The organism is Pseudomonas sp. 7-41 (genome assembly GCF_021233075.1).
Taxonomy (GTDB): domain Bacteria; phylum Pseudomonadota; class Gammaproteobacteria; order Pseudomonadales; family Pseudomonadaceae; genus Aquipseudomonas; species Aquipseudomonas veronii.
In genome coordinates, this window is the sequence record NZ_CP089551.1 from 1334890 (window position 1) to 1361844 (window position 26955).

Annotated in this window: 20 protein-coding genes and 1 pseudogene; 1 reads left to right on the forward strand and 20 read right to left on the reverse strand. The window is 62.0% G+C overall.

The window, feature by feature from the left end; translation table 11 throughout:
- Positions 1 to 30: 30 nt before the first annotated feature.
- The 20 genes and pseudogenes from LQ249_RS05940 to yaaA form a co-directional block, all read right to left on the reverse strand.
- Complete coding sequence (locus LQ249_RS05940; protein ID WP_232566252.1) at positions 31 to 933, reverse strand: HlyD family secretion protein; 903 nt, start codon at positions 931 to 933, stop codon at positions 31 to 33.
- Positions 930 to 1580 (reverse strand): annotated as a pseudogene (locus LQ249_RS05945) (ABC transporter ATP-binding protein); the annotation flags it as partial. The pseudogene LQ249_RS05945 and the gene LQ249_RS05940, both read right to left, overlap by 4 nt.
- 109 nt (positions 1581 to 1689) lie before the next feature.
- Positions 1690 to 2820 carry an ABC transporter permease gene (locus LQ249_RS05950; protein ID WP_046384635.1) on the reverse strand — a complete coding sequence of 377 codons (1131 nt, stop codon included), beginning with the start codon at positions 2818 to 2820 and terminating at the stop codon, positions 1690 to 1692.
- Positions 2820 to 4166 carry an efflux transporter outer membrane subunit gene (locus tag LQ249_RS05955; RefSeq protein WP_232566253.1) on the reverse strand — a complete coding sequence of 449 codons (1347 nt, stop codon included), beginning with the start codon at positions 4164 to 4166 and terminating at the stop codon, positions 2820 to 2822. Before LQ249_RS05955 ends, LQ249_RS05950 begins: the two co-directional genes overlap by 1 nt.
- A 310-nt stretch (positions 4167 to 4476) precedes the next feature.
- Positions 4477 to 4878 (reverse strand): hypothetical protein, encoded by a 402-nt coding sequence (locus LQ249_RS05960; protein WP_017845899.1) that lies wholly within the window; start codon positions 4876 to 4878, stop codon positions 4477 to 4479.
- Positions 4879 to 5691, reverse strand: coding sequence for an SDR family oxidoreductase (locus LQ249_RS05965; RefSeq protein WP_017845898.1), 813 nt, complete (start codon positions 5689 to 5691; stop codon positions 4879 to 4881).
- Positions 5692 to 5705: 14 nt separating this feature from the next.
- Entirely contained in the window at positions 5706 to 6170 is a 465-nt protein-coding gene (locus LQ249_RS05970) for a hypothetical protein (protein ID WP_017845897.1), read from the reverse strand.
- Between the two features lie 1125 nt (positions 6171 to 7295).
- Positions 7296 to 8747 carry a mannose-1-phosphate guanylyltransferase/mannose-6-phosphate isomerase gene (locus LQ249_RS05975; RefSeq protein ID WP_046384632.1) on the reverse strand — a complete coding sequence of 484 codons (1452 nt, stop codon included), beginning with the start codon at positions 8745 to 8747 and terminating at the stop codon, positions 7296 to 7298.
- 221 nt (positions 8748 to 8968) lie between these two features.
- Complete coding sequence (locus LQ249_RS05980) at positions 8969 to 9622, reverse strand: alginate O-acetyltransferase AlgF (RefSeq protein ID WP_046384631.1); 654 nt, start codon at positions 9620 to 9622, stop codon at positions 8969 to 8971.
- A gap of 16 nt (positions 9623 to 9638) precedes the next feature.
- Entirely contained in the window at positions 9639 to 10823 is a 1185-nt protein-coding gene (locus LQ249_RS05985) for an alginate O-acetyltransferase (RefSeq protein ID WP_046384630.1), read from the reverse strand.
- A gap of 11 nt (positions 10824 to 10834) precedes the next feature.
- On the reverse strand, positions 10835 to 12367 hold the full coding sequence (locus LQ249_RS05990) for an MBOAT family O-acyltransferase (protein WP_046384629.1): 1533 nt from the start codon (positions 12365 to 12367) through the stop codon (positions 10835 to 10837).
- Between the two features lie 196 nt (positions 12368 to 12563).
- A complete protein-coding gene (locus tag LQ249_RS05995) occupies positions 12564 to 13673 on the reverse strand; it encodes a mannuronate-specific alginate lyase (protein ID WP_090234772.1) in 1110 nt (369 codons plus the stop codon).
- A gap of 8 nt (positions 13674 to 13681) precedes the next feature.
- Entirely contained in the window at positions 13682 to 15130 is a 1449-nt protein-coding gene (locus tag LQ249_RS06000) for an alginate O-acetyltransferase (protein ID WP_046385355.1), read from the reverse strand.
- 11 nt (positions 15131 to 15141) lie between these two features.
- Positions 15142 to 16731: a mannuronan 5-epimerase AlgG gene (gene algG / locus LQ249_RS06005; RefSeq protein ID WP_026140226.1), complete on the reverse strand. Its 1590-nt coding sequence runs from the start codon at positions 16729 to 16731 to the stop codon at positions 15142 to 15144.
- The gene (locus LQ249_RS06010) at positions 16731 to 18218 is read right to left on the reverse strand and encodes an alginate export family protein (RefSeq protein WP_177029871.1); all 1488 of its coding nucleotides are present in this window, start codon (positions 18216 to 18218) and stop codon (positions 16731 to 16733) included. Before LQ249_RS06010 ends, algG begins: the two co-directional genes overlap by 1 nt.
- Complete coding sequence (gene algK, locus LQ249_RS06015) at positions 18215 to 19717, reverse strand: alginate biosynthesis TPR repeat lipoprotein AlgK (RefSeq protein ID WP_232566254.1); 1503 nt, start codon at positions 19715 to 19717, stop codon at positions 18215 to 18217. Before algK ends, LQ249_RS06010 begins: the two co-directional genes overlap by 4 nt.
- An 8-nt stretch (positions 19718 to 19725) precedes the next feature.
- The gene (locus LQ249_RS06020; RefSeq protein WP_017848639.1) at positions 19726 to 20892 is read right to left on the reverse strand and encodes an alginate biosynthesis protein Alg44; all 1167 of its coding nucleotides are present in this window, start codon (positions 20890 to 20892) and stop codon (positions 19726 to 19728) included.
- A 38-nt stretch (positions 20893 to 20930) separates the two neighbouring features.
- Entirely contained in the window at positions 20931 to 22412 is a 1482-nt protein-coding gene (gene alg8, locus LQ249_RS06025; protein ID WP_017848640.1) for a mannuronan synthase, read from the reverse strand.
- An 83-nt stretch (positions 22413 to 22495) separates the two neighbouring features.
- Positions 22496 to 23812 (reverse strand): nucleotide sugar dehydrogenase, encoded by a 1317-nt coding sequence (locus LQ249_RS06030; RefSeq protein ID WP_046384626.1) that lies wholly within the window; start codon positions 23810 to 23812, stop codon positions 22496 to 22498.
- Between the two features lie 886 nt (positions 23813 to 24698).
- Positions 24699 to 25478: a peroxide stress protein YaaA gene (yaaA, locus tag LQ249_RS06035; protein WP_046384625.1), complete on the reverse strand. Its 780-nt coding sequence runs from the start codon at positions 25476 to 25478 to the stop codon at positions 24699 to 24701.
- A gap of 131 nt (positions 25479 to 25609) precedes the next feature.
- Between yaaA and LQ249_RS06040 the strand changes: the two genes are divergently transcribed.
- On the forward strand, positions 25610 to 26734 hold the full coding sequence (locus LQ249_RS06040; RefSeq protein WP_126587572.1) for a polysaccharide deacetylase family protein: 1125 nt from the start codon (positions 25610 to 25612) through the stop codon (positions 26732 to 26734).
- Positions 26735 to 26955 lie beyond the last annotated feature (221 nt).

Genomic DNA, 26955 nt, shown 5'->3' on the forward strand with positions numbered 1-26955 from the left:
CTGTCGGGCTGGGCGGGTCGTGACGATTACCTACGGCCCAAACCGCACCAGCAGGCGCTGCCCCACGCGCAGAGACGGCGGCGCCGGCTGATCGAACGCCAATATGCATTCAACGGTACGCGTATTGGCCCTGACCAAGGCGTCGTCTTCCAGGGTGCTGTTGCCCAGTACCGCGCTGATCCGCACCACATGGGCGGTCAGTGCCACTGAACCATCGGCGCTGTCATCGGTGACTTCGGCCTTCATCCCGGGGCGCACCGCGCCGGTGAATGACTCGTTGAGCTCAGCCCTTACGATACGCGCCTGGTTCGGCAACAAAACGAAAGCCGGCCCGGACTGTGCAGACACTGCGGCACCGGGTTGAATCAGGCGCCGAACCACCTCGGCGTCGACCGGCGCACGCAGGCTGCGTTGCGCCAGTTCGTAGCGTGCCGCCGTCAGCTTTCTCGCGGCGACTTCGGCGTCTGTCTGAGTCTTTTCAATCTCGTCGCGCAAGCGCTCGGCGGCCTCGTGGGCCCCATCGGCACTCTGGCTGTCGCCGGCGCCTGCCTTGGCGGCGGCGGTCAGGCGGCTGGCCTGCTGCTCGGCGAACTTGAGCTGCCTTGCCAACTGTTTGGCTTGGATCTGCACCTGGCGTTGCTCGGTCAGTGCGGCGGCGACGGCCAGTTGCGCCAGTTCACTGTCCAGGGTGGCGAGCAGTTGGCCTTTCTTGACCTGCTCGCCTTCCGTCACCTTGATCTCGGCGACCACGCCGTCGCGACTCGCGCCGAGCTTGAGCAAACCGCCTTCCACATCGATACGGCCGCGTGCGACGGCCAGGTAGGTAGGCGCCGATGACGTCGGCGTGGAAGGCGTATCTTCACGGGAGCAGGCGCTCAGCAATACAAGTGCGGTACTCAGAAGCAGCCAAGAGCGAAGCGGGCGCGCGTTCATACAGAGTGTTCCTGGGTTCCGACCATAGCGGCCGGTTGGAAGGGAAGGGATTGATCGTTCAAAATGCGGCCGTCTTCTATGGTCAGCACGCGGTCGCAATTACTGATCAGGCGCGGATCGTGGCTGACGCACAGCACCGTGGTGCCACGCGTGCGGGCGATGCGGTGCAAAATATCGATCACGATCTGGCCGTTGGCCGCATCGAGGGCGCTGGTCGGTTCGTCGGCGAACAACAACTCGGGGGCCTTTGCCACGGCGCGTGCAATCGCTACGCGCTGCTTTTCGCCGCCGGACAATTCGGCCGGGCGCAGTTGCATGCGCGAGCCCAGCCCGACGTCCTCTAGCGCCTCGATGGCGCGCGCTCGGACTTCCGTGCTCGGCAGCCCCAGGTAGCTCAAGGGCAGCTCGACCTGTTGCTGCGCAGTCAACGCCGGAAACAGGTTGAACCCCTGGAATACGAAGCCGGTGTGGCGCAGGCGAAAATTCTCCAGGGCCCGCGTGTCGAGGCTTGAAAGGTTGTGCCCCAGGGCCGATGCGCTGCCGCGGTCGGGCTGCTGCAGGCCGCTGAGGATCGCCAGTAGCGTGCTTTTGCCACAGCCGGACGGGCCTGAGATCAGGGTCAGTTCGCCGGGCCGTATCGCCAGGGTAATGTCATGCAGCACTGGGGTTACGACCCGCCCCGAGGTGAACGATTTACTGATACTGCTGGCTTGCAGCGTGAAGGGTGTGGCGGATGTCAGGAGACTCATGGCAGTGCTATCTCAGAAGGCTGGCCGGGTCGGCGTGGCGTAAGGTGCGGATGGCCGCCAGGCCCGACACGAGTGCCAGGAGCATGCTCAGGCACAGGCAGGCGAGGGCCGCGACGGGCGAAAGCTGCACCGGCACGTTGTAGTGCGCCGCCAGGGCGAAGAACAGGCCGGCGAGCACCGAACTGCCCAGCAGCCCCAGTGCCCCGACCCAGAAAGCCTGCTCCATGACCACTTTGCGCAGGGCGTTCACGCCGACGCCAAGGGCGTTCAAGGTGGCGTACTCGCGGATGGAACCGACGACCGCGGCGACCAGCGTCTGGCTGGTGATGACCGCGCCCACCAGGAACACAATCGCGGCCAGAAACAGCACGCCGGCACCGGCGCCGGTGTCGAACATCCAATACATCTGCGAGCGCTGGGCGAACTGTTGTGCGGTCCATACCGAATAGTTACCGAACGCAGGGCCGTTGCTCAGGCGCGCGGCAACCGCACCGGCCTGAGCGGGATCGCGCACTTTGGCCACCAGGTAGGTGATGCGGTCTGCCGCGGTGGTGGTGTCGAGCTGCCGGGCGGTGGCCAGCGACGCCAGCACATTGACCCCGCCCAGCGCGCGCAGGCCGCTGGTGACGCCCACCACGCGCACACGTTGCCCGTTGATGGTCGCGGCGTCCCCCAGGTTCACGCCAAGGGTGCTCAGATCGGCGCGGTCGACGATCACCGCACCGGGCTCGGCCAGGCGGGCGCGCAGTGCCGTCGGCAGGGCGCGCGCAAACATCAGGCCGTCTGGCCCGGCGTCGATGCCGCTGACAAACACCGACACGCCACCGGTATCTCGCGCACCGCGCCAATCGGCGTCGACCCAGCGAAACGACTCGACACGCAGGACATCGGCGTCCATGCGCAGGCGCATTTCCACGCCGGCATCGATCGGTCTCCCGAGGTTGACGCTTTGCGTGCCGGGGTAACCGACCCAGAGGTCCGCCGTAGAGCCGGTGATATAGACGCTGGCACTGCCGAAAATACCCAGCACCAGCGCGGCCTGGAGCAACTGCAGCAGCCCCGCGAAGCCTACGGCAATCATCGCGGGCAGGAAGCGCCGCCATTCGTGGATCAGTGTCAGACGGGCAAGCGCCACCATCAGTCAGCATCCTTCACTGTCGGGTTCGGTAACGGTGCGCCGCCCAGGGCTTTATAAAGCGCGATGTAGGCGATGTCCCGTTCGGTGCTGGCGCTGTCGGCCTGTCGCGTGGCTTGCAGTGCCTGCACGTGGGCGCTCGTCAGCTCCAGTGGGCTCATGAGCCCCAGGCGCTCGCGTTGTTGCAAGGCCTCCAGGCGCGTCTGCGTCGCCTTATGGGCCTGGCGCGAGGCGTGCTCGCGCAGGCGCGTTTGTTCGAGGTCGCCCAGGGCGATTTCGGCTTCGGCAACGCCTTGCAACACGGCCTGGCGATAAGTCAGAACCGCTGCCTGCAACAGGTGGTCTTTCGCGCGTGCGGTGGCGATACGTTGGCCCCAGTCGAACAACGGGATGCTGATCCCCGGCCCGGCCGAGAAAATGCTGTTGCCGCTGGGCGTGCGCTTGCGGTTGCTGGCAATGTTCAGCGACCACTGCAACGAAGCGCCCAGGCTGAGGTGCGGGTAAATATCGGCGCGGCTCATCCCCAATTCCCCGGCGGCCACAAGAACCTCGGCCTCGGCGTTGGCAATTTCCGGGCGTGTGCGCAGCAGGTCCGCCGGCACGTTGTTGAGTTGCCACTGGCCGAGCGTGGGCTGCGGTCCGGGCTGCAGCCAGCGCGGGTCGGGCTCCGGCCGACCCGACAACAGCGCCAACTGCTGTGCATGGCGGTGGATCCGTTGTTGCGGCCCGCTCAGCTGCATCTCGGCTCGCGCCAGTTCCGCCTCGGCGCCCGCCACGTCAGCGTGCGGCGCCAGGGCAAGTTGCTCGCGCACACGCAGCAGCGCCAGTTTTTCCTGCTGAGCGTCACGAATGGCCGTCAGCGCGCGTTCGGCGTGTTGCGCCGAACGCAGCTCAACCCAATGCCGGGTGACTTCGGCGACCAGCGACACCTGGACGCTGCGCAAGTCGGCGGCCACCAGCGCCTGGTTGCCCTCGGCGATGCGATCCGCGCTCTGCCTGGCGCCGAACAGTGGCAGTTCCCACTGTGCATCGAAGCCGATCAGGAAGTACGAACTGCTGGTGTCGGGGCTTATCGCGTCGTGGGTCTTGATCCCGAGCGAGGGCAGATAGGGCGCTTGCGAATGTTGGCTCAGCACACGCGCGGCCCGCAGACGCTCGACTGCGGCGGCGACGTCGAGGTTGTTGTGCAATGCCTGATCCACCAGGGTATCGAGTTCAGGATCATTGAAGGCGTGCCACCACCGATTGAGGTCGGGCTTGGCCGGCGCCAGAGGGGACGGTGCATTGCGCCATGCCTCTGGCGCGGGCGGTTTCAACGCGGGCAGAGGTGCGACCGAACAGCCTGTCACCGCAGTTAACCCCAGTGACAGTGTGAGCAGCGTCCGACAGGCGCGCGATTTGTTTAAAGGCTTGATAGGGGTCACCCAAGAGGTACCGGAACGACTGTGTCGAATCGACGCGAACAGCGATCAACGACAAGCGAGGTATGAGGTCTGAGCGTGTTGAGTCAGAAGTCAGCGCGTCACTCTAGCGAGAGTGTCCGTTCAGTTCTGTAGCGAAATTGTATTGCCGCCAATGAGCGGGGGACTCAGGGCGATGGGCTGTGCGCGCAAGCGGGGGGAGGCTTGCGCGCATACTGGCGGGGTGTTGCCTGGCGGTTCAGGCCTGGCAGTACGTCTCGTGCAAATGGCGCCACAGCAGTGCGCCGCTGGCCTGTTTCTCGAAGACCACCGTGGCGCGGCGATCGGTCTGGGTGCCGCTGTCGTCGATCTGATGTTCGCGGTAACTGACGACGGCGCCGCGGGCATGCCGGTCAATGCCGCTCAGTTCGCTCAAGGTGATCTTCAACCCTGGCCGCTGGCCGCCCAGGCGGGTGAACAGGTAATTGACCCCAGCGGCGTTCATGCGTGTGCCGGTGGAGGGCGCAATCATGCTGAACTCCGGCGAGAAGCGCGCGAGCAGCCTTTGCAGCGTGCCTTCAGGCGCCACGCCGGCGAACCACTGTTCGATCTCGACGTGGGTCTGGATCACTTCTTCGAAAAAGTCGCTGTAGTCGATCATTTACAAACTCCTATTCAAACCAAAGCGTCGCTTCAATACGTTTTCCAACAACCCTTTGGGCAGTAACGCCGCCATCAACGGCAGTGCCCGACTGCCATTGCCCGCGCGCAATAAGCGGGGCGGTGTCGGTTGTTGCACGGCATTCAGGACCTGGCTGGCAAATCGGCTGGCCGGTGTCGGGTTGTCCTGGGAGGCCCGGGAGCGCGCGCGGATGCCTTCGCGCAACGGCCACCACGGCGATTGTTCGTTGATCAACAGCTCCGCCTGGGCCCCGGCGTTTTTCGCAAAGCGGGTATCGATTGCGCCCGGTTGCACTTCCATCACCCGCACGCCAAACGGCGCCAGTTCCATGCGCAGGGCATCGCTCAAGGCATGCACGGCGGCTTTGGAGGCGCAGTAGGCGCCAGCGAATGGCGTCACCAGCACCCCGGAAACGCTGCCGATATTCACCACCAGGCCTTTGCCGCGACGCAGCGCGGGGAAGAACGCCTGGGTCACGCCGACGATGGAAAATACGTTGGTTTCGAACTGACACTGCAGCGCCTCGGTGCCGCCGTCGAGCAACGGGCCCATGGCGCCGTAGCCGGCGTTGTTGACCAGCACATCCAGCTCGCCCCACTGCTCGGCCAGGTGCTGCAAGGCGGCGCTGTCGTTGACGTCCAGTTGCACCGCATTGAAGCCGGCGGCGGACAAGCGGGCGACGTCTTCCGGTTGGCGGGCGCTGGCCCACACGTCGAAGCCGGCGGATTTGAAGGCCTCGGCCAAGGCGCGCCCGATGCCGCTGGAGCAACCGGTGATGAGTACGTTGGGCATGGATCGGTCCTTTGTCAGTCCGAGAAGCTGCCTTGCAAATGCTCGGCGCGAAATTCCAGGGTTTGCGGGCGGTAGCCAGGGCGCAACGGCGGGGTAGGCAGGCAGTCGTCCCAGGTGGCGCCGGCCTGCAACTCGCCGGGGCCGCGATAGCGTGGGGCAGCATAGACGTTGTCGGCCAGGTTGACCGTATCGCCCGGCGCATAGGCAGCGACGCGCCAGCGCAGTTCGGTCAGCGGTACGTCGTTGCCGTTGTTCAGGGTCAGTTTCAGTGGGCGGTCGGCCGGGCAGTCCTGCGGGGCGTAGACAATGCGCAGCTCCAGGCGCGCCAGTTGCGACGCTTCACGATTGTCCAGCCACACCACCCACACGCCCACCAGCCCCAGGCCCACAGCGGCGGCCAGCGATACGGGCAGGGCTTTGGCCGGGTAGCGCAGCAACAGGACCAACCAGGTGATGATCAGGAGAACGCCGAAGAACATGGAGACCACCTCGAATAGGGAACGAGCATCCTAACTTAAGCGTAGGTGGGATTGGCTACCTTGAGTGCTGCGGTGGCCGGGCGGGCCTCATCGGGGGCAAGCCCCCTCCCACCTTTGATCTGTGAATACATTCAAATGTGGGAGGGGGCTTGCCCCCGATGAGGCCCTCACAACCAGCGCAAATCCCAAACAAAAAGCCCCCTCCCACCTTTGATCTGTGAATACATTCAAATGTGGGAGGGGGCTTGCCCCCGATGAGGCCCTCACAACCAGCGCAAATCCCAAACAAAAAGCCCCCACCCACCTTTGATCTGTGAATACATTCAAATGTGGGAGGGGGCTTGCCCCCGATGAGGCCCTCACAACCAGCGCAAATCCCAAACAAAAGCCCCCTCCCACCTTTGATCTGTGAATACATTCAAATGTGGGAGGGGGCTTGCCCACCGATGAGGCCCTCACAACCAGCGCAAATCCCAAACAAAAAGCCCCCTCCCACCTTTGATCTGTGAATACATTCAAATGTGGGAGGGGGCTTGCCCCCGATGAGGCCCTCACAGCCAGCGCAAATCCCAAACAAAAAGCCCCCTCCCACCTTTGATCTGTGAATACATTCAAATGTGGGAGGGGGCTTGCCCCCGATGAGGCCCTCACAACCAGCACAAATCCCAAACAAAAAGCCCCCTCCCACCTTTGATCTGTGAATACATTCAAATGTGGGAGGGGGCTTGCCCCCGATGAGGCCCTCACAACCAGCACAAATCCCAAACAAAAAGCCCCTCCCACCTTTGATCTGTGAATACATTCAAATGTGGGAGGGGCTTGCCCCCGATGAGGCCCTCACAGCCAGCACAAATCCCAAACAAAAAGCCCCCTCCCACCTTTGATCTGTGAATACATTCAAATGTGGGAGGGGGCTTGCCCCCGATGAGGCCCTCACAGCCAGCACAAATCCCAAACAAAAAGCCCCCACCCACCTTTGATCTGTGAATACATTCAAATGTGGGAGGGGGCTTGCCCCCGATGAGGCCCTCACAACCAGCGCAAATCCCAAACAAAAAGCCCCCACCCAAGCCACTGCGGATAGGGGACGCAATGACCTGGGCGAGGGCTTCTTTTACGACTGTTTTACTGCGCGATCGTTTTCACCGACACGCCACGTTCCACCGGCGTCGAGCGACCGTAGATATCCTCAAACCGCTCGATATCGTCTTCGCCCAAATAGCTGCCCGATTGCACTTCGATGATCTCCAGCGGGATCTTGCCCGGGTTGCGCAGGCGGTGTACCGAGGCGATCGGGATGTAGGTGGACTGGTTCTCGCAGAGCAGGAACACGTTCTCGTCACAGGTGACTTCGGCGGTGCCGCTGACCACGATCCAGTGTTCGGCGCGGTGGTGGTGCATCTGCAGCGACAGGCACGCGCCCGGCTTGACCGAGATGTGCTTGACCTGGAAACGCCCGCCCATGTCGACCGAGTCGTAGGAGCCCCACGGACGGTAGACTTCGCAGTGGTTCTGGGTTTCGCTGCGCCCTTGTTCGTTGAGGGTGGCGACCATCTGCTTGACGCCCTGGACCTTGTCCTTGTGGGCAATCATCATCGCGTCCTTGGTTTCCACCACCACGATGTTTTCCAGGCCGATCACCGACACCAGCTTGCCGTTGCCGTGGATCATGCAGTTCTTGCTGTCCTGGATCACCACGTCGCCTTTGGTGACGTTGCCGTTGACGTCTTTATCGTTGACCGCCCACAGCGACGCCCAGCAACCCACGTCGCTCCAGCCCGCGCTCAGCGGCACCACGCAGGCGCGCTGGGTTTTTTCCATCACCGCGTAGTCGATGGAATTGTCCGGGCAGCAGGCGAAGGTGGCTTCGTCGAAGGTCACGGTGTCGGCGGTCTGCTCGCTGCGTTCCAGGGTCAGCACGCAGGTGTCGTAGATGTCCGGGTCGTGCTTTTTCAGCTCTTCGAGGAAGCGGCTGGCGCGGAACAGGAACATGCCGCTGTTCCAGAAGTAACCGCCGCTTTTGACGAACTCGACGGCGCGTTTTTCATCGGGTTTTTCCACGAACTGTTGTACGCGGCTCACGCCTTCGGGCAGCAGCGAATCGTTGGCGGACTTGATGTAGCCATAACCGGTTTCCGGACGGGTCGCCGGCACGCCGAACAGCACCATCTCGCCACGCTCGGCGGCCACGGTGGCCAGGGCCAGGGCGCGTTGCAGGGCTTTCTGGTCGTCGATCACATGGTCGGCCGGCAGCACCAGCATCAGCTCATCGCGGCCTTCGTTGACCAGCATCATCGCGGTCAGCGCCACGGCTGGCGCGGTGTTGCGGCCGAAGGGTTCCATCAGGATGCGCTGGGCTTCCAGCTTGCGCACGCTCAGTTGCTCGTTGACGATGAACCGATGGTCTTTGTTGCAGACCACGATTGGGGTGTCCATGCCATCGAATACCAGGCGCTCCAGGGTTTGCTGGAACAGCGTGTGCTCGCCGGTCAGGGCCAGGAACTGTTTAGGAAACTGTTTGCGCGAAAGCGGCCAAAGACGTGAGCCGCTACCACCGGAAAGGATTACTGGGATCATGCGGTTTCTCCTTGAATCGATTTGGGTCAGAGCTACGAAGGTTTGTCGTTCCACTCTTGTTTTTGTCTCGGTCCGAACTGACGCCTCTGCCCTCTGTAGGCGCGAGCTTGCTCGCGAAGAACTTCCAGACACCGCGTACATCCAGAATGCCCGCGTCATCAGTGGCGATTTTCGCGAGCAAGCTCGCTCCTACAGTGGGTTGCTGTCAGTCCGAGAAATGTTTAGCGGGTCGACACGGGGCGTTTCACCCACACTGGCGACAGGCTTGAACCGGAGCCGGTGATGTACAGCACCGCCGCCTCACCACGCTCCAGGGCTACCGGTTTTACGTCGCCGACTTTCTTGTCGCCGTCGTACAGCGCCAGGCTGACCTTCACCGGGTTGATTTCACGCTCGCCACGGCCTTTGGCGGCGACGGCCTTGACCACGTCGGTCTTGCCGTCGGCGGTTTTCAGGGTCAGGGCCTTGTCGCTGAGGTTCTGCACGCGCACCAGGGATTTCTGTTTGTTCTTGAACGGCGGTTCTTCGATCAACTGCGGCTGACCGCTGCTGTTGTTGACCAGGGTGTAGTAGTGGTCGGCGGCGAGCTTGACCGACACGGTCTGGCTGCCCACCTTGGCGCTGTAGTCGCCGCCGGGCATGAAGCTGAAGTCGCTGCTGGCCAACGGGGCGACGTCGCTCAGGTTGGTGGCGCCGACGGTGGCGCTGACTTCCTGATTGGAGGCGTTATAGACACGCACGAAGCTCGAGCCTTTCGGTGCGACAGGGCCGTACAAGGCCGCGTCACCGGCGAAGGCGGACATCGATACAACGCTCATGCCGGCAACCAGGGCCAGGGTCTTGGCGAGACGACGCGGAGTAGTAGTGAAAGTCATGTGAGTTACCTCTCTTTCAGTTTTGCGCCCGTTCGGGCGTCTCGGATTTTGGGTGTTTAGCTGGAGTGTTCAGTGCCATGTTCTGTTGGCGCGCACCGGCTTGTTTGAGTTGCGCGACCCACTGCGGGTCGGCATCGCCGATTTCGTTGTTGACAGGCAGATAGCGTTCGGGGAACTCCCAGATCAGCACCTGGGGCGGGCGGTTCTTGAAGTCATCGCTTTTGAGGTAGCTGAGCATCGGCAGGATCGGGCCATGGCCGTCTTCGGCGTAGCTGATCACGTCGCTGCCCAGGGCTTGCTTGAGCGCCCCGACGAAGTTCCAGTTGGGGTTGGCGCTGTAGCTGGTGCCGACCAGTGCCACCGGGGTTTCGCTGTCGCTGAACAGCGCGTCGTCGCCTTTGGTTTCGGCCAGGTGCGTGACGCGTTTTTCCAGCGGCTCCTTGGGCGGCATCAGGTTTTCGAACAGCGGGTCGAGTGGCAGGAACAGGCGCAGGTCGCCCTTGTGCGGTGCGGTTTTCTCGGCCTCGGTGACAAAGCGCTGCGGTTCGCCGCTCAGTGGGGCCTTGTCGGCGATCGCCTTGGCCAGTTGCTTGGCGGCGATTTCGGCACCGTCCGGGGTCCAGTGGGTGTCGGTGCGCAGGAACACTTGCTGGCCGCCGAGCTTGGCCTGTTGCAGCGGGCCAAGCAGGTCGGGGGCGAGGATCTTGTCGGCGGCGACACGGGCGTGGAAGTCCTGGTACAGGTTGGCGTGGATGCTCGCCGGTTTCACGTCACCCAGGTGTTCCGGGTACAGGCGCACCTTGGCCGGCACGATGGCGAGCACCAGTTGAATGCCTTGGGCCTTGAGCTGCTGGCGCACGCCTTCGACCAGGGCGTAGTTGCCCTCCAGGTTCTGCTCTTCGTTGACGGCGGGGTTGAACTCCTCGTCGCTGTACAGCCAGTGATCGCGGCCCAGCACTACGCCGGGGCGGCCTTCATTGAACAGCTTGTAGTCCAGCGCAGCCCAGAGGTTGGTGCCCAGGCGCTTGATCGGGAACTGTTCGTCGTAGTGGGTCTCGACGGCTTTGGTCCAGCGGCCGTTGAGCACGGTGGCGTCGGCATTGGTGCTGAAGCCGAAGAAACCGCGCAACGACCAGGCGCCCAGGGCGAGCAGCACCACCAGGAACAGGCTGATATAGAGGACGCGCAATGATCGGGTCATGGTCGGCTCCCTCAGAATTGGAAGTAAAGGAACGGCGAGAAACTCTGCGCCGACAGTTTCAGAATCGACGCCACGAACAGCAGCAGCACGGCAGCGCGCATGGCGTAGCGTGGCCAGTCAGCGGTCCAGTAGGCCGGTTGCACGGCGGCGTCTTTGCCCACGGTGAAACCTGGCTGGTGGATGCTGCCTGGGTCGTCGCCCGGTACGGCCTTGATCAGGCTCGGGTCGGCCGCCTTGGTTTTCTCGGCAGGGCGGTTGCTGTAGAAGTCGCGCAGGCCAAAGAACGCCAACGTTGCGTAGGCCACCACCAGGGTCGCCACTTGCAGGCCGGTGAGGCTGGCGCGGTTGAGTTCCGACAGCGACCATTCGCCAAAGCTGAACATCGCGCCGTACATGCGCCCGGCGACGTGCAGGTTTTCGGAACGGAAGATCACCCAGCCCATCACCACCAGCAGGAAGGTCAGCGCCCAGCGGATCGGGTTGAAGCTGCGCGGCGAGGTGTTCAGGCCGATGGCTTTCTCGATCGCCAGCCACATGCCGTGCCAGGCGCCCCACACGATGTAGGTGATGTTCGCGCCGTGCCACAGACCACCGAGCAGCATGGTCAGGAACAGGTTGCGGTAGGTGATCAGCGTGCCTTTACGGTTGCCGCCCAGGGTGATGTAGAGGTAGTCGCGCAGCCAGGTCGACAGGCTGATGTGCCAGCGCCGCCAGAACTCGGTGATCGACTGGCTGATGTACGGCTGCTTGAAGTTTTCCATGAAGCGGAAACCCATCATCAAGCCCAGGCCGATGGCCATGTCGCTGTAGCCGGAGAAGTCGAAGTACAACTGCGCGGTGTACGCCAGCGCACCGAGCCAGGCATCACCGGTGGTGGGGTTTTGCAGGGCGAAGCAATGGTCGGCCACCACCGCCAGGGTGTCGGCGATGAAGACCTTCTTGATGAACCCCTGCATGAACCGCGTACAGCCTTCGGAGAACTTGTCGAGGGTGTGGGTGCGGTTGTTGAACTGGTCGGCCAGGTCGCGAAAGCGCAGGACGGGGCCGGCGATCAGGTGCGGGAAGATCGCCACGAACGCGGCAAAGTCGATGAGGTTGCGCGTGGCCGGAGTGTCGCCGCGATACACGTCGATGATGTAGCTGATGGACTCGAAGATGTAGAACGAGATCCCGATCGGCAACAGTACGTGGGTCAGGATGAACGGCTCCAGGCCCGCCGACTTCATCATCACGTTGATACTGTCGACGCCGAAGTTGGCGTATTTGAAGTAGCCGAGGATGCACAGGTCGACCGCCACGCCCAGCAGCAGCCAGCGTTGCGCCGGCTTGGTACGCACGCCGGCGGCACCGACCTTGAGGCCGATCCAGTAATTCCACAGCGTGACGGCGGCGAACAGCGCCAGGAAGTCCACTCGCCACCAGGCGTAGAACACGTAGCTGGCCAGTAGCAGCAGCAGGTTGCGATAGCGTTGCCCGCTCAAGTAGTACAAGCCGAGAAAGATCGGCAAGAACAGAAACAGGAACACATTGGACGAGAAAACCATCCCGATCTCTCCATGTTTAACCAACAGTCAAGGGCCGCAGCCCCCCCAAACCCCCCCCACGAATCCGGGGGGAGGTTGTATTGCTCAAATGTGGGAGGGGGCTTGCCCCCGATGGCGGTGTAACAGTCGCCATCTGTGTTGAATGACACACTGCTATCGGGGGCAAGCCCCCTCCCACATTTCTAACCGCGTTTCGTCAGATGCCTTTGTTGCCTTTTTCGTGCGTCGGGTCGTAGACCTTGGTCAGGTCGCCCCCGAGGCGGAAGGTCTTGAACGGCTGCATCCCATGTTTGCGCTCGAGCACATCCGGTGCGCAGGTGTAGAGGGTGCAGAAGGGTTCAAGCCAGGCGAATTTCATGTCTTCCTTGAGGTCCTTCATGTCCTGCTCTTTGCCGTTCTTCTGCTCGAAGATCTGCGGGTCCTTGACCCCGGCCAGCACCTTGTCGCCCAGGCGTTTGAGCGCGCCGTTGTTTTCCTGGCGCAGATCCACGCCGTTGACCAGGGCAAAACTGGCGATCATCGACAGCGGCGGCAGGGCGTAGTTGTGGTACGACAGCGCGCGTTGCTGGCGCTTCAGCTCGTTGGGCAGGAAGCCCTGGTCGTCGACCTGGTTGGCGCCGACTTTGTATTCCTTCACCGCCCAGTCAAACAGGTCGCGACGGTTGGTGGCGATGGACGTCGCCATCACCGACCAGGCGGCCCAGTAGGAGTGGTTGTTGGTTTTTTCCAGCGGCAGGTTGTCCCAGTCGCTCACCACCTGATCGGCCAGCCGGTTGAACCAGGCTTCGATCAGTTGCGATTCCTGCTGATGGTTGGCCAGCGGGTGCGAGTCGGAGAACTTCAGGCGCACATAGGCCGAGGCCATGCTGCCCAGCGCCCATTTGCGCATGGATTTGCCGGTGTGGTTGAAGTCCTTGGACATCAACGCATCCGCCTTGGCCCAGCTGGTCAGCCAGTTGAGTGTGCATTCCAACTGTTCCGGGCGACCGTCGCGCATGAACTGCATCACGCGCTTGCTGGTGTCTTTTTCCAGCTTGGTGATGTCGGCGGTGCTGTCGCGGAAGGCTTTTTCCGACTGCACGTTCAGCGTGGAACGGGCTTTGTCCGAGCCTTCGTACTTGCTGCGAAACTGCAGCGAGCCGGTGTACGGCGCCGGCATGGCGTCGCAGCCGTCCTTGAAGTCGCCGGTCTTGAACGCTTCCACCGGGGCGAAATAACCCTGGGGCGGACGCAGTGGCGCGGCGGCATTCACAGAACCGGCGAAGATCGCCAGGCCCAGCAATGTGGGGATCAATAACTTCTGCATAGGTAACCTCATTGCCCGAGTGAGGCAGTCTTCTGACCGCCGCTTGGGAATACGTTGCGTGTGCAAATTTTCGCTTCGACTTTCTGCGCGGCAGCACCCGCTTCGGGGCCCTGCACTTCCACGGCCAGCAAGTTCTGCGAGGCCCAGTCTTCGTCGGTGCGCAGTTCAAAGGCGAAACGCCCGTCTGTATCGGATGTTTCGGGTTTTTCGATCTTGATGTCCTCGTGGCGCCCGTTCATGTACCAGAGGGTGGCTTGCAAGGTTTTCACCGACGGGTCGGCGAAGCGGATGTCGACCTGATGGTTGGCGTTGCGCAGGTCTTTGTTCGAACTGTTGACCAGCAATTCGTTCTTGCCGGGTTTCAGGGTGGCGCTGGCGCTCATCTGCGCGGTCTTGCCTTCGCAGCCGTTGTCCAGCAGCGCCATCATCTGGCGGTAGATGGTTTCCTGGTCGAGGCGGTACAACGGCGAGAATTCCCAGATCAGGATTTTCGGCGGCGTCTTCTGGAACTCGTCGCTGCCCAGGTACTGGATCATCGAGCCTTCCAGGCCTCCGCCGGGGAAGGCGACGTTGAGGATGTCGGCGCCGATTTCCTGTTCGAGGAAGCCGGCGAAGTTGTAGTTCTTGCCGCTGTGGCTGGTGCCGACCAGGGTGATCTGCGGGTTGCCCGAATCGCCGAACAGGTCGCCGTCGCCGGCTTCGCCCTTGGGTTCGGTGGTGAACTGGTCCATGTACTGGATCGCGTAGCTGGTGCCGCACAGTTGCCCGGCCATGTTGTGCAGGGTGCCGGTCTTGCCCATGCGCCCGGAGCGCTTGGTTTCGAATTCGCGCTTGGGAATCTCGGCGAACTCGGGCATCGCGCGCACTTTGGCGCCGACGATTTTCGCGGTGCGCTGGGCGCCGTAAGGGGTCCAGTGCTGGTCGCCGCGGAAGTAGAAATCGTGGGCCGGCAATTCATCGGGCAACTGCTCGTTGGTCAACGGCGACAGGTCCGGCACCACGTAGCCCATCTTGGCGAAACGGCCGAGCATGCTCTTGTAGTTGCCCAGGGCCTTGTCGAAATCGAACGCGGCTTTCTCTTCGGGGTTGAGCTTGTTGCGGTTCACCAGGCCACGGGTCGGCTGGTAGACCACCACCAGTTCCACGCCCTTGGCCTTGAACGCATCGTGCAGCTGTTGCATGCGTTTGTAGCCGGCGGGGCTGGTGTCGAATTCGGTGCGCAGGTCTTCCTGGGTACGGAACAGCCAGTCGCCCTGGGCTTGCACCAGGGTGGTGAAGTTCTGCTGGTAGCGCGTGGTGTAGTTCTTCGCGTCGTGGGCCGCCGGGCACAGGCTGCAGCACGGTTCGGCGCTGAAGGTCGGCGCCTTGATCTCGTCGGCGCGCACGCCCTGGCTGGCCGCGAGCAGGCCGAGGGTCAGACCCGAGAGGCTCAACAGTTTGATCATGTGTGGGTGCATAAGGGTCATCCTCAGTCCTGCATTTCGGTCTGGCGTTCGACAGGGTCGATCAGCACGGCTTTCTGCTGGCGTACCAGCAGGTCGAGAATTTCTTCCTGACGATCGCCCAGCACGCCGGAGAAGCTGATGCCGCTGGATTTGGTCGGCGCCAGCATCGACACGCGGTACAGCTCGATACTCAACGGCGAGTCGATCGACAGCGGCCCGCTGCCGTTACCGGCCAGTTCGCCGCCGACCACGATCAGCGAGACCTTGGTGTCGAACGGGTCGAGGGCGATGTCGCGGTCGGTGTCGGTCAGGTCCTTGATGTGGCCATAGACGCCGGTCAGCCCGTTGGCCATCGAGGTGTTTTCGTACAGCTTGATGTTGACGCTGTTGCGTATGCGGATGCCGTGGCGACGGTTGGCAATCACCTTGTTGCCCCACAGCAGGTTGTCGCCGCTCTCATAGAGGGTGATGCCGTCGGTGTGGTTGCGGTAGATCTCGTTGTCGGCGATCAGGTTGTTCACGCTGTTACGGTCGATCACCAGGCCCGAGAGCTTGTTGTCGTAGCTGCGGTTGTTGAAGATGAAGCTGTCGTTCACTTCCCGGGAAATGATGATGCCGTGCTTCTTCTTGGTGCCGTAGACGGTGTTGTCCGCGATGATCAGGCCGTGGGAACGGTCGTGGGGGTCGATGCCGTAGACGATGTTGTCTTTGTAGGTGTTGCCCTTGATCACAAAGCCTTCGGTCTCGTAGCAGTAGAAGCCGTACCACATGTCCGAGAACTCGGAGTCGATGATCCAGCCGGTCGGCTCAGGGCGCTTGAGCACCTTGGCCATGTTCGGCGTGTACTGGGAAATACTCACCCCATACGACTTACTGTTGGCATAGCCGAAACTGGCCATCTTGGTGTTGGCGATGTAGGTCTCGGTGCCGCCCCAGGCCAGCAGGAACGGGCGGAATTCCTGGGGCGACTGGAAGGTCGCCGGGCCGTTGGCCTTTTCTTTCCAGCCGGTGATCTTGGTATCGCGCACGAACAGCTGGCCGTCGTTGATCAGGAACGCACCGGCTTCCTGGGACAGGCGCAGTTCTTTGGTGTGCTTGTCGATGTCGAGGATACCCTTGCGCCCGACCACGATCGGCAACTTGGCGAGGAACACGCCCGGCGAGGTTTCGCTGAGGTACTGCTTGGGCACTTTGCCCAGCAGGTCCTTGAGGTTCATGTAGCCGTCGTCGATAAAGATCGCCTGGGGAATGCCGTGCTGGCGCACCACCCACTCGGCCATCTTGTTGTCGCCGCCGATGAAGTCCTTCAGCGCGTCTTCCTGCATCATGCGGCGGATGCTGATTTTGCCCGGCTTGGTTCTGACGATTTTCTTTTCCATCGCCGCGGCGGTGTAGCCCGACAGGTCCGGCAGGGCCGGCTTGGGCATTTCCAGCGGCGCGGTCGGCGGGCTGGAAATGGTGTAGGTCTTGGCCTGTTGCAGTTCTTTGGCGATGGTCGGCGCCTTGACCGGCTGCGCGGTATCGGCGAAGGCTGTGGCATTGGCCATCAGCATCGCGGTCACCAGCAAGCATCTGCCTGTGAAGGGGTGAGCAATCATTGCGCGGGCTCCCATCAGAACTTCCAGATCACGTCGACAAAGGCGCGATGCATGTACGAGTCGACCTGGCTGCCATAAGCGTCGCCCGGTTTGAACACGCCGGCACGAAAGCGCACCAGGGCCGACGGTTCGTCGATCGACTGGCTGAGCGCGGCCGGCAGCAGGCCTTTCTTGAAGTACTTGGTGACGACCAGGTCCATCTCCTGACCCAGGTCTTTCTTGCCGTCTTCAAGGGGCAGGGAAGTGCTGGACAGGATCGCGCCGGTCACGTCGTCGGTGTTGTTCTGCACGGCGTCGATGCCGTTGCTGCCCACCGGCTTGTTGCCGTCGACGCGCCAGAACTTGTGGTACACCAGGCTGGCGTCGTAGTCCTCGCGCAACTGCCAGGAGCCGAACAGGCTCATGGACTGCATGTTGTTCATCTCGCCGCGGAACGCTTCGCCGAAGCGATGCAGGCGGGACTGGGTGCCGGTGAAGTTCGAACGGTTGCTTTGCAGGCCGTTCTGTTCGTACTCGGCGCTGGCGCGGGCATAGGCTGCACCCACTTGCCACTGCGGGTCGAGGCGCAGGCGGATACCCAGGTCGGTGGCCCAGCCGCTCACGTCTTCGCTGCGCTTGGCGTTGCTCGGGCGGGTGCCGTCGGCGTTCAACGCGTTGACCCTCTCGCGGTCGCCCTGCATGCCGGTGACGCTGGCCCAGTAGTTGACGGTGTTGGTGTTGCGCCAGTTGTAGGCGTCGCTGTTGGCTTCGATGCCGAGCCAGGTCAGGTCGCCGTTCTCGCGCTTGTCCAGCGGGTCGCTGGCCACGCCGGGTTCGGCGTAGTCGAGCTTGCCGTCGTCATGGGTGTGGTGCCCGCGCAGGCCGATCCACTGGCCCGGCGTCCACTGGTAGGCGGCGTCGGCGTAGAAGTGCTGGCGGTCCTTGTCCTTGGGCGACAGTTCCTTGAGGTCGGTGCGGTATTCGCTGAAGCGTTCGGCGGCGCCGACGTTGGCCTTGAGCAGGGTGGTGTCGAAGGTCCAGTTCAGCGCTTCGATGTTGGTGTCGCGCCATTGGCCGTCGTCATTGCGCAGACGCTGGCGGCCGAACTTGAGGAGCTCGCCGGGGTAGGGCGTGAAGCCGCTGTAGCCGACCCAGAACTCGCGCAGGGCCAGGTAGTTTTTCTTGGTCTTGCGGTCGTTGTTGCTCGACTGTTCGGTGGTGTCACTCGACGACTGTTGCAGGGTGTCGGTCTCGATGATGTCGCTCGAGGCAACGGCCTGGCCCATGGCGTAGGCGCTCCAGTTGCCGCTTTCGCCGTAGATCCACGGGCGCAGGTCGAGGCCGATGCCGTTGACGTCGCCACCCTTTTGGGTGCCGAGGTCGCGGTCGTCTTCGGACTGGCCGGTGACTTTGACTTCCAGGCCGAAGTTATTGGCTTCGGTCAGCGCGGCCAGGGTCGGGCACGACCACAGCAGGGCGAAGGTCAGGCCGATACCGGCCTGCACGAATGGATTGAGCTTCATAGGGATTCCTCGCCGTCTTCTTCTTGCAGGGCGTGCAGTTGCAGCGTGCTCTGGGCCAGGGTGCCGCGCGCGGCCAGTTCCTGTTGCACCAGGCGTTGGCCTTCGGCGCGTTGTTCCGGCGTCAGCGGGATTTCGAGCTGCGTGGCCAGGTCATTGGCCTCTGGTGTGCCCTGGGCTTTAGCCAATTGGCTGAAGACATAGGCGTTCAATGGGTCGGGCTTGGTGCCCTTGCCTTGGGAAAACAATTGCGCGATGGCGAAGTCGGCGCTGTTCTGGCCGTTGCGCGCAGCAGTCAGCAGGTGGTCCAGGGCTTTTTGCGAGTAGACCTTGCCCAGGTAGCCACGGCGGTAGATCTGGCCGAGGTAGTAATCGGCGGCCACTTCGCGGCCCAGGGCTTTCTCGAAATGCGCTTCGGCGGCCTTGGCGTCCGCCGGCACCCACTTGCCATCGTAGTAGAGCTTGCCCAGCAACAGCTCGGCGCGCGGCTGGTCGGCGGCGCGGCCGTTGTCCAGGTACTTCATCATCTGGTCGACGTCGCCCAGTTCCGGGAAGTCGTAGAGCAATTGCGCCAGGCTGACCCAGGATGCGGGGTAGCCGGGGGCGATTTTTTCCAGCAGCGCCTGGGCGGTTTTCTCGTCGGTCTTGCCCAGCGTTGCGTCGCCCAATACGCGGGCCACGCTGTCGATGCGCTGTGCGGTGACGGTGCCGCTGCTGTAGCCGGCTTCCATTTGCTTGAGCAGTTCGGCCTGTTTTTCTGGCTCGGCTTTTTTCTGATAGACCGTGGCCAGTTCGACGTAGCAGATGTCGGTGGTGTTCAGCGCGGCCTTGCAGATGCGCTCGACATCATCCAGATGCTGGTCGTAGGTGTCCTGGGTGCGATACAGCAGCACCTGGGCCAGACCGGCTTCCGGGTAACCGGCGGCCTGCCATTTGTTGATCTGCTGCTGGGCGTTCACGTTGGGGAAGCTGTGCGGGTATTGCAGGTACAGCATCGCCAGCGGGATCAGGGTGTTGCCTTCGCCATTGGCAAAGGCTTTTTTCAGCAGGCCTTCGGCTTCATGGTGTTCGGCGTCGGTGGCGCCGGGCTTGGCCACCAGCAGGCGCCCCAGGCGGGCCTGGGCGCGCGGCGAAATATCCGCAGCGGCGCGGTAAGTGGCCTCGGCCTGTTTGATCTGCGCCGGATCGCGTGTGCCGACCTGGATATCGGCCAGGCCCACCTGGGCCTCGCTGTAACCCAGGGTCGCCAGTTGCTGGTAATTCTGCTGCGCGGTGAGCGTGTCGCCCCGCTTGAGGGCTTCGTTGGCCAGGCGCTGGTCGGGCAGACCGGCGCAACCGGCGAGGCTGACCGCAAGGGCCAGCAACGCGACAGGACCCTTGTGGGAGCGGGCTTGCTCGCGATGCAGGCCGTGCGGTCCGTCAGGCAAACCGCACTGATCCCATCGCGAGCAAGCCCGCTCCCACAGGGATTGCGGTGTTTTCAGGAGAGTCGTCACAGGCATGTCCTCGCTTACAGTCCGGCAGCCATGGCTTTATCGATCAGCCAGTTCAGCGATGGGCCACGGTCGCTGGTGACTTCCACCGGGCGGCCAGCGTAGGCGCTGTCCAGCGGTGCGTCCGGCTTGATCTGCACGCGGATGTCGGAGGACAGGTCGGCGCTGTTCAGGCTGGTGCTGCTGACGATGGTGCCGGTGCGGGTCTGTTCTTCGTCGGCGACCTGGAAGTTCACCGGGGTACCTGGGCGAACGTCAGCGAACTGGCGGTAGGAGAAGCGTGCTTCCACGTTGGCCAGGCTGCCGCGAGGCACCAGTTGGAAGATCACGTCGCCTTTGCTTGCGTATTGACCGTCGGCCACCATTTGCTGGGCCACGATGCAGTCGCAAGGCGAGGTCAGGGTGCCGGTCATTTGCTTGCCGAACAGTTCTTCGACCTTGGCCGGTTGCAGTTGGTCTTCGTCCAGATGGCCCTTGAGCACGTCGAGCATGCTGGTGCTGAAGGTCGCGAGCGGCGCGCCTTTGGCTGCCACCGCGTCGCCTTTGAGCAGGCTTTGCACGGTGCCGTCGCGGGGCATGGTCACGTTCATGCCGGGCACGCTGACCAGGCCGGCCTGGGCGTGGCTGACGAAGTACATGCCGTACAGCGATTTGAAGACGAAACCGAATGCCGCCAGGCCCACCAGGAAGATCGCCAGGCTGAACGTCACGGCGCGCAGGCGGCCGAAGACGCTCATGTTGCTGCCGCCGTCCTTGACCTTGCGCGCCTTGGTGAAGTTGTCGCGTTGCAGGGTGGCGAGTACGTCGCCCATGGTCACGATATCGCCCGACAGGTGCGACGTGATCAGGTGACGCAGCGTGGAAATATCCTGCGCGTCGAGGTTCTGGAACTGGCAACCGGTGCGCCCGCTCTGGCGGTCGTAGGAGCGAATCTGCAGCTCCACATCCATCGCCAGGCCGAGGTTGTCGATGACAAATTGCAGGCGACCCTTGTGCACTTCGCCAACGATCAGCGGCTGGGTGGCGGTGAACGCCAGGCCGCCGGCGGACAGGTCGATGACCCGTGCTTCGGTCGGCGTGCGGTCAGTGTTGAAAAAGCGCAACTTGGCCGGGATTTTGACCCGGGCGTGCTGGCGTTGGGCTTCGGATTCGTGGACAACGTTGGCGTTTACTTGGCTGTTCATCAGGGCAATTTCCTAGAGTTAATTCAGGCTTGGCAGGGTCAGACCATCATCAGCAACACGGCGACGAAAATGCTGCCGGCGGAGAAGGTCATGGTCCGAGACGACCAGGTGTTGAACCAACGTTGAAAGCTGGCCAAATCGCGGGTCAGTTTGGTGTCCTGGCGGGTCCAGGACTGTTGATCGAGGCGGAAGAACACGTAGATCTTCACCAGCGCGCCCATGATCTGGTTGTAATAGAGAATCACCGGGTACGCCGGGCCGATCCTGTGCCCGGAGCACGACAGCAGCACGGTCAGGATCAGGCGGGTGATGCCGATCCACAGCAGGTACGCGAGGATGAACGCGCCGCCGTACTTGAAGGTGGCGATGATCGCCACGGTCAGGCCGAGCAGCGAGGTCCACATCGACACGCGCTGGTCGAACAGCACCACGCTGGTGAACAGGCCGAGGCGACGTACACCCAGGCCCAGGGCGCGGGAGTTCTGGCGCAGGTTGTTGCCGTACCAGCGGAACATCAGCTTGCGGCTGGCTTTGATAAAGCTCTTTTCCGGCGGGTGCTCCACGGTGTTGATTGCGGCATCCGGTACGTAGAAGGTGTCGTAGCCCAGGCGCATCAGGCTGAACCAGCTGGACTTGTCGTCGCCGGTCAAAAACTTGAAGCGGCCCAGGCGCCAGTGTTGCAGCGAGTCGCTTTCCACATCGGCGATAAAGCCCGGGTCGGTGACCACGCTGGCGCGAAACACCGACATGCGCCCGGTCATGGTCAGCACGCGCTTGGACAGGGCCATCGAGCACATGTTGATGTGGCGCTGGGCGAAGCGCAGTTTGTGCCATTCGCTCATGATGTAGCCGCCGCGCACTTCGCAGAACTCGTTGGTGGTCAGGCCGCCGACATTGCCGAACAGCTGGAACCACGGCACGGTTTTGCGCACGACGCCTTCGGCGAGCACGGTGTCGCCATCGATCACTGCAACCACGGCGCGGTCATCCGGCAAGTGGCGGGAGATGGCGCGGAAACCGAAGGCCAGGCCGTCGCGCTTGCCGGTGCCGGCGATACGCACGAAGTCGAGCTTCACATGGCCCGGCGGGTTCATGCGTTCCCACAGGCTTTTCACCAGCAGTTCATCGGACATTTCCACCAGCGAGCAGACCACGGTGGTGGGGAAGCCGCATTCGATCGCTTCGCGGATTACCGAGCTGTAGACCTGCGCGGTGGTCAGCGCATCGATCCGGAAACTGGTGACCATCAGGAACACATGGGACGGGTCCGCGGCCTTGCCCAACTTGCGCACTTTGCGCCGCAGGTGGGGGTAGACCACGTACAGGAACAGCATGCCGCGAAAGAAATGCGTCGCACCCATCGAGTAGCGCCAGATACCGACGGCGCCAATCAGGAAAATAAAATTCTTCGACTCGGAGTCGAACGTACTCGCCGGCAACAGCAGGGCGAGTCCCATCAGCAGGCTCAAGAAGAACAGCCAGCCGGCGGATTGGAGCAGTACGTGTTTTAACTTGGACATAGGCGTCATCCGCAGGTGAAGGAGGTTTCGAGCTGCAAGCGCTGGGGATCAGGACGCTGGCAGCCCGAAACTTGCGGTTGCTGTTACCAGCAAATACCTTCGGTACGGCCGCTCACACTGGTGGCCTTGGACATGAAGCCCACCAGGTCGACCACTTGCTTGCCGTGCGGTGCGTTATGGGCCAAGGCCCGGAACTTCTCGTCACGGTTGCCGAGGATGATCACGTCGCAGTTGTTGATCACATCGTCGAAGTCCGAGTTGAGCAGGGACGACACGTGCGGGATCTTGCCTTCGATGTAGTCCTTGTTCGCGCCGTGGACACGGGCGTATTCGACGTTGCTGTCGTAGATGCTCAGGTCGTAACCCTTGCCGATCAGCATTTCCGCCAGCTCCACCAGGGGGCTTTCGCGCAGGTCATCGGTGCCGGCCTTGAAGCTCAGGCCCAGCAGGGCGACTTTGCGTTTGTCGTGGCCGGCGACGATGTCGAAGGCGTTCTGCACCTGGGATTCGTTGCTGCGCATCAGCGAGTTGAGCAGCGGCGCTTCCACGTCCAGCGAGCCGGCGCGGTAGGTCAGGGCGCGCACGTCTTTGGGCAGGCACGAGCCGCCGAACGCGAAGCCCGGGCGCATGTAGTACTGGGACAGGTTGAGGGTCTTGTCCTGGCAGACCACTTCCATCACTTCGCGCCCGTCGACGCCGACGGCCTTGGCGATGTTGCCGATCTCGTTGGCGAAGGTCACCTTGGTGGCGTGCCACACGTTGCAGGTGTACTTGATCATTTCGGCAACGGCGATGTCCTTGCGGATGATCGGCGCGTCGAGTTCTTCGTACAGCGATTGCAGGACATCACCGGAGGCTTTGTCGAATTCGCCGATGACGGTCATCGGCGGCAGGTCGTAGTCGGCGATGGCGGTGGATTCACGCAGGAACTCCGGGTTGACCGCGACGCCGAAGTCGACGCCGGCTTTCTTGCCGGAGCAGTCTTCGAGGATCGGGATCACCACATTGGCCACGGTACCCGGCAATACGGTGCTGCGCACGACGATGGTGTGGCGGGTGGTCTTGTCACGCAGGACAAAGCCGATCTCGCGGCATACCGATTCGATGTAGTTGAGTTCCAGGTCGCCGTTTTTCTTGCTCGGCGTACCGACGCAAATCATCGACAGGTCGGTAGCGCGGATGGCTTCGGCGAAGTCGGTCGTACCGCGCAGTCGTCCGGTCTCGATACCCTGGCTCAGCAGCTCGCCCAGGCCCGGTTCAACGATCGGCGATTTGCCTGCGTTGATCAGGTCGATTTTTTCCTTGGAGATGTCTACGCCGACCACTTCATGGCCGCGGGCAGACAGGCAACCGGCACAGACTGCGCCAACGTAACCCAAACCAAATATGCTGATACGCATCGCATTTACCTCTGTATTAAATCATGCCATTAAATGGCCGGAGTTCATGTTTGCAAGCGTCACTGATGCCGCGAAAGTTAGGCGAATAGACGCCGACTTGCCGCGTGCAGGCATGTTGAATAACGAGTGACTAACTATTGCACTCAAGTTGTGCGCAACTTGGCCTTGTTGTTGGTGCTTGCCCTGAAATGCAGCCGGCCTTCCTGGGAGAAGGGCCTGGCGCCAGTGCAGCAGGGCCTTGATAAAAGGCTGTAAGCCTATAATTATCAATGCCTTGGGTTGTAGCACTGACCCATTGGGGTAAGCACGGCCTTGGCCTTATAGTGTGTGGCAATCGATCCTTATCGCCGCTCTTAACTAATCGGTTGGTAATATGAGCCCAGAGTCAAAGTTTAATGTGACAACTTTGCTACTTCCGTTGGTCGCCATGTAAGTCATCTCTTACAGAAGCAGAGAATTCCGTTACCGGTGGTATGAGCGGTGCTTTAGGGCTAAGTTCCTGGCCGCTCATCCTGTTTCCGGAAATTTCTTGAAATATCAGCAAAGATGGCACTGGTACTATATTGATAGCACTTGCTATTTGGGCCAGTAGTTACGGGGAGTTGGCGTGCGGGAATAGTTTTGTGCCACTAGTGATTTAAAAAAGTGGTGCCACTACGAAAAAAAATGACGAATGTCGAGTGAAATAATTGTTAGAGATGCGTCAGGATATTTTTTGACGCCAAACAATTGACGATTTGCGCTGTGAAATGCAGACAAAAATGTGGGAGGGGGCTTGCCCCCGATGGCGGTGTGTCAGTCTATCCATGTATGACTGATCCCCCCCATCGGGGGCAAGCCCCCTCCCACATTTGATCTTTAGCGTCTATGAGGGCGGAGCAGGGCCTTATTCCGGTGCGTGATCGCGCAGGAACACCAGGTTGTCCGGCTTGGACTGCTCGGCATTGAAGCGATAACCCTGCACATCGAACTGCTTGAGCTGGGCCGGGTCGTTGATGCGCTCTTCGATCACGAAGCGGCTCATCATGCCCCGCGCCTTTTTCGCGTAGAAGCTGATGATCTTGTACTGGCCGTTCTTCAGGTCCTTGAACTCGGTATTGACGATCCGCGCATTCAGCGCCGTGCGCTTGACCGCCGAGAAGTACTCGTTGGATGCGAGGTTGAGCAGCACGTCATCGCCTTGTTCGGCCAGGGCTTGGTTGAGCCATTCGCTGATCCGGGTGCCCCAGAAGGCGTACAGGTCCTTGCCACGGGCGTTGGCCAGCTTGGTGCCCATCTCCAGGCGGTACGGCATCATCAGGTCCAGGGGGCGCAGCAGGCCGTACAGGCCCGAGAGCATGCGCAGGTGGTCCTGGGCGTAGCTGAAGTCGGCGTCGCTGAAGGTGTCGGCGTTAAGACCGGTGTACACGTCGCCCTTGAACGCCAGCAACGCCTGCTTGGCGTTGGCCGGTGTGAACGCCGGGGTCCAGCTGCCGAAGCGCGCGGCGTTGAGGCCGCCGATCTTGTCGGACACATGCATCAATTCGCTGATCTGCGCCGGGCTCAGGTGGCGCAGTTGCTCGATCAACTCCTGGGAATGGTCCAGGTACTGCGGCTGGGTAAAGCGCTGGGTCGCAGGCCTGGACTCGAAGTCGAGGGTCTTGGCGGGGGAAATCACCATCAGCATGAAGTTGGCTCCTGTAATCGTGCTTGTAACGTGGGCGGGATTCTAGGGGGTTGGGCACTTTGACTCCACCTATGATGGCGATAGGCGCGATCCGTTATGATGGCCGGTGATTCTGGAGAGGGAGACCCTGTGTGCGAATAGCGCTTTTATTGTCGGCGTGCCTGTTTTGCCTGAACGCCCACGCGGCGCCGGTGGACGTGGCCAGCCTGGATCGCGGCGTCTGGCCGGAAAAACTCAGCAGCCCTGCGCTGTTCGACGTGGCCTCGCGCGCCGAAATATTGATGTTCGCCCGCAGCCTGATCGGCAGCGAAGCCCTGGATGAAGCTGCGCTCAAACAGCGCCTGGGCCTGAAGATCATCAACCTGGCGGCCATCGACGATCTGCGTCGCCAGCTCTGGCGGCGCCTTCTGGAGAATTACACCGCTGCCCAGGAAAGTTGCGAGGAGGATGCGTCGTTCTGCTACCTGGTGGAAAACATGGACGACCTGCGCGAGCAGGCCGGCAAGTTCGAGGTCAGTGACAACTCCTTCTATATAGGCTGGGCCGGCCCAAGCCACAATTTCCACGAGCGTTACCTGGACGAACTGCTGCGCAAAGCCGCGCTGTTCCCGCAGATCAGCAGCGAAATCGCACGTTTCGGTGACCATGAGCGCAATGGCGACGAATTCAACGACCGCCTGTTCCTGCTGACCTTCGACGGCGGCCCGGCACCGGTCAGCGGCAATACCGACTGGCTCACCGATTACCTGCGCAAGCAGAAGATGAACGCCACGTTCTTCGCCCTCGGCAGCAGCCTGCAAAACCGTGTGGAGCGCAGTTCCGTCGCGGATGTGCAGGCGCTGTATCAGGGGCAGTGCGTGGGCACTCAAGGTTGGCAGTACCGTTCCCACAGCCATTGGGTCGACTGGCAAAGTTCGATCATCCGCAGCGCCGCGCTGGCGCAGAACCTGATGCCTGAAAACTACGTGCCGCTGTTCCGTCCACCCTACGGCCAGCGCCGCGCGGACAGCCAGGGTTTCTTCCAGTCCCAGGGTTTGCAGGTGGCGTTGTGGGATATCGACTCCCAGGACGAACCGGGCAAGCTCAAGGCCGATGAGTCGGCGCAGCGGGTGCTGACATTGATGTTGTTGTGGCGCAAAGGGGTGATTGTGTTTCACGACACCCAGGACAAGGCGCGGGTCGCATTACCGATGGTATTGCAGGCAACGGCGCAAAGCGGGCTGGGTTGGCAGGACTGCCGGGAGGCGTTTCGCTGAAGAGGCTGAAGTGCCCGCTCCCGTTGGGGATGCGGCATTTTTGGGGTGATTTTGTACGATATTTCTATGCGGGCCGACTTCCGACTTTAACGGGGTAGCTGGCACTCGGCTAGTGCTATTCGTCATCCTGAAAAATAAACTTCAAAAAAACGTCAAAGTGCTTTTTCCTGTCATGGGTTTTGCGGTATTACGAAGTCAGATCGCCGAAACCTGCAACACAG

Excerpts from the sequence above, each read along its gene's own strand:
- LQ249_RS05940 (WP_232566252.1), bottom strand. The coding sequence starts at position 933 with ATGAACGCGCGCCCGCTTCGCTCTTGGCTGCTTCTGAGTACCGCACTT.
- LQ249_RS05950 (WP_046384635.1), bottom strand. The coding sequence starts at position 2,820 with ATGGTGGCGCTTGCCCGTCTGACACTGATCCACGAATGGCGGCGCTTC.
- LQ249_RS05960 (WP_017845899.1), bottom strand. The coding sequence starts at position 4,878 with ATGATCGACTACAGCGACTTTTTCGAAGAAGTGATCCAGACCCACGTC.
- LQ249_RS05965 (WP_017845898.1), bottom strand. The coding sequence starts at position 5,691 with ATGCCCAACGTACTCATCACCGGTTGCTCCAGCGGCATCGGGCGCGCC.
- LQ249_RS05970 (WP_017845897.1), bottom strand. The coding sequence starts at position 6,170 with ATGTTCTTCGGCGTTCTCCTGATCATCACCTGGTTGGTCCTGTTGCTG.
- LQ249_RS05975 (WP_046384632.1), bottom strand. The coding sequence starts at position 8,747 with ATGATCCCAGTAATCCTTTCCGGTGGTAGCGGCTCACGTCTTTGGCCG.
- LQ249_RS05980 (WP_046384631.1), bottom strand. The coding sequence starts at position 9,622 with ATGACTTTCACTACTACTCCGCGTCGTCTCGCCAAGACCCTGGCCCTG.
- LQ249_RS05985 (WP_046384630.1), bottom strand. The coding sequence starts at position 10,823 with ATGACCCGATCATTGCGCGTCCTCTATATCAGCCTGTTCCTGGTGGTG.
- LQ249_RS05990 (WP_046384629.1), bottom strand. The coding sequence starts at position 12,367 with ATGGTTTTCTCGTCCAATGTGTTCCTGTTTCTGTTCTTGCCGATCTTT.
- LQ249_RS05995 (WP_090234772.1), bottom strand. The coding sequence starts at position 13,673 with ATGCAGAAGTTATTGATCCCCACATTGCTGGGCCTGGCGATCTTCGCC.
- LQ249_RS06000 (WP_046385355.1), bottom strand. The coding sequence starts at position 15,130 with ATGCACCCACACATGATCAAACTGTTGAGCCTCTCGGGTCTGACCCTC.
- algG (WP_026140226.1), bottom strand. The coding sequence starts at position 16,731 with ATGGGAGCCCGCGCAATGATTGCTCACCCCTTCACAGGCAGATGCTTG.
- LQ249_RS06010 (WP_177029871.1), bottom strand. The coding sequence starts at position 18,218 with ATGAAGCTCAATCCATTCGTGCAGGCCGGTATCGGCCTGACCTTCGCC.
- algK (WP_232566254.1), bottom strand. The coding sequence starts at position 19,717 with ATGCCTGTGACGACTCTCCTGAAAACACCGCAATCCCTGTGGGAGCGG.
- LQ249_RS06020 (WP_017848639.1), bottom strand. The coding sequence starts at position 20,892 with ATGAACAGCCAAGTAAACGCCAACGTTGTCCACGAATCCGAAGCCCAA.
- alg8 (WP_017848640.1), bottom strand. The coding sequence starts at position 22,412 with ATGTCCAAGTTAAAACACGTACTGCTCCAATCCGCCGGCTGGCTGTTC.
- LQ249_RS06030 (WP_046384626.1), bottom strand. The coding sequence starts at position 23,812 with ATGCGTATCAGCATATTTGGTTTGGGTTACGTTGGCGCAGTCTGTGCC.
- yaaA (WP_046384625.1), bottom strand. The coding sequence starts at position 25,478 with ATGCTGATGGTGATTTCCCCCGCCAAGACCCTCGACTTCGAGTCCAGG.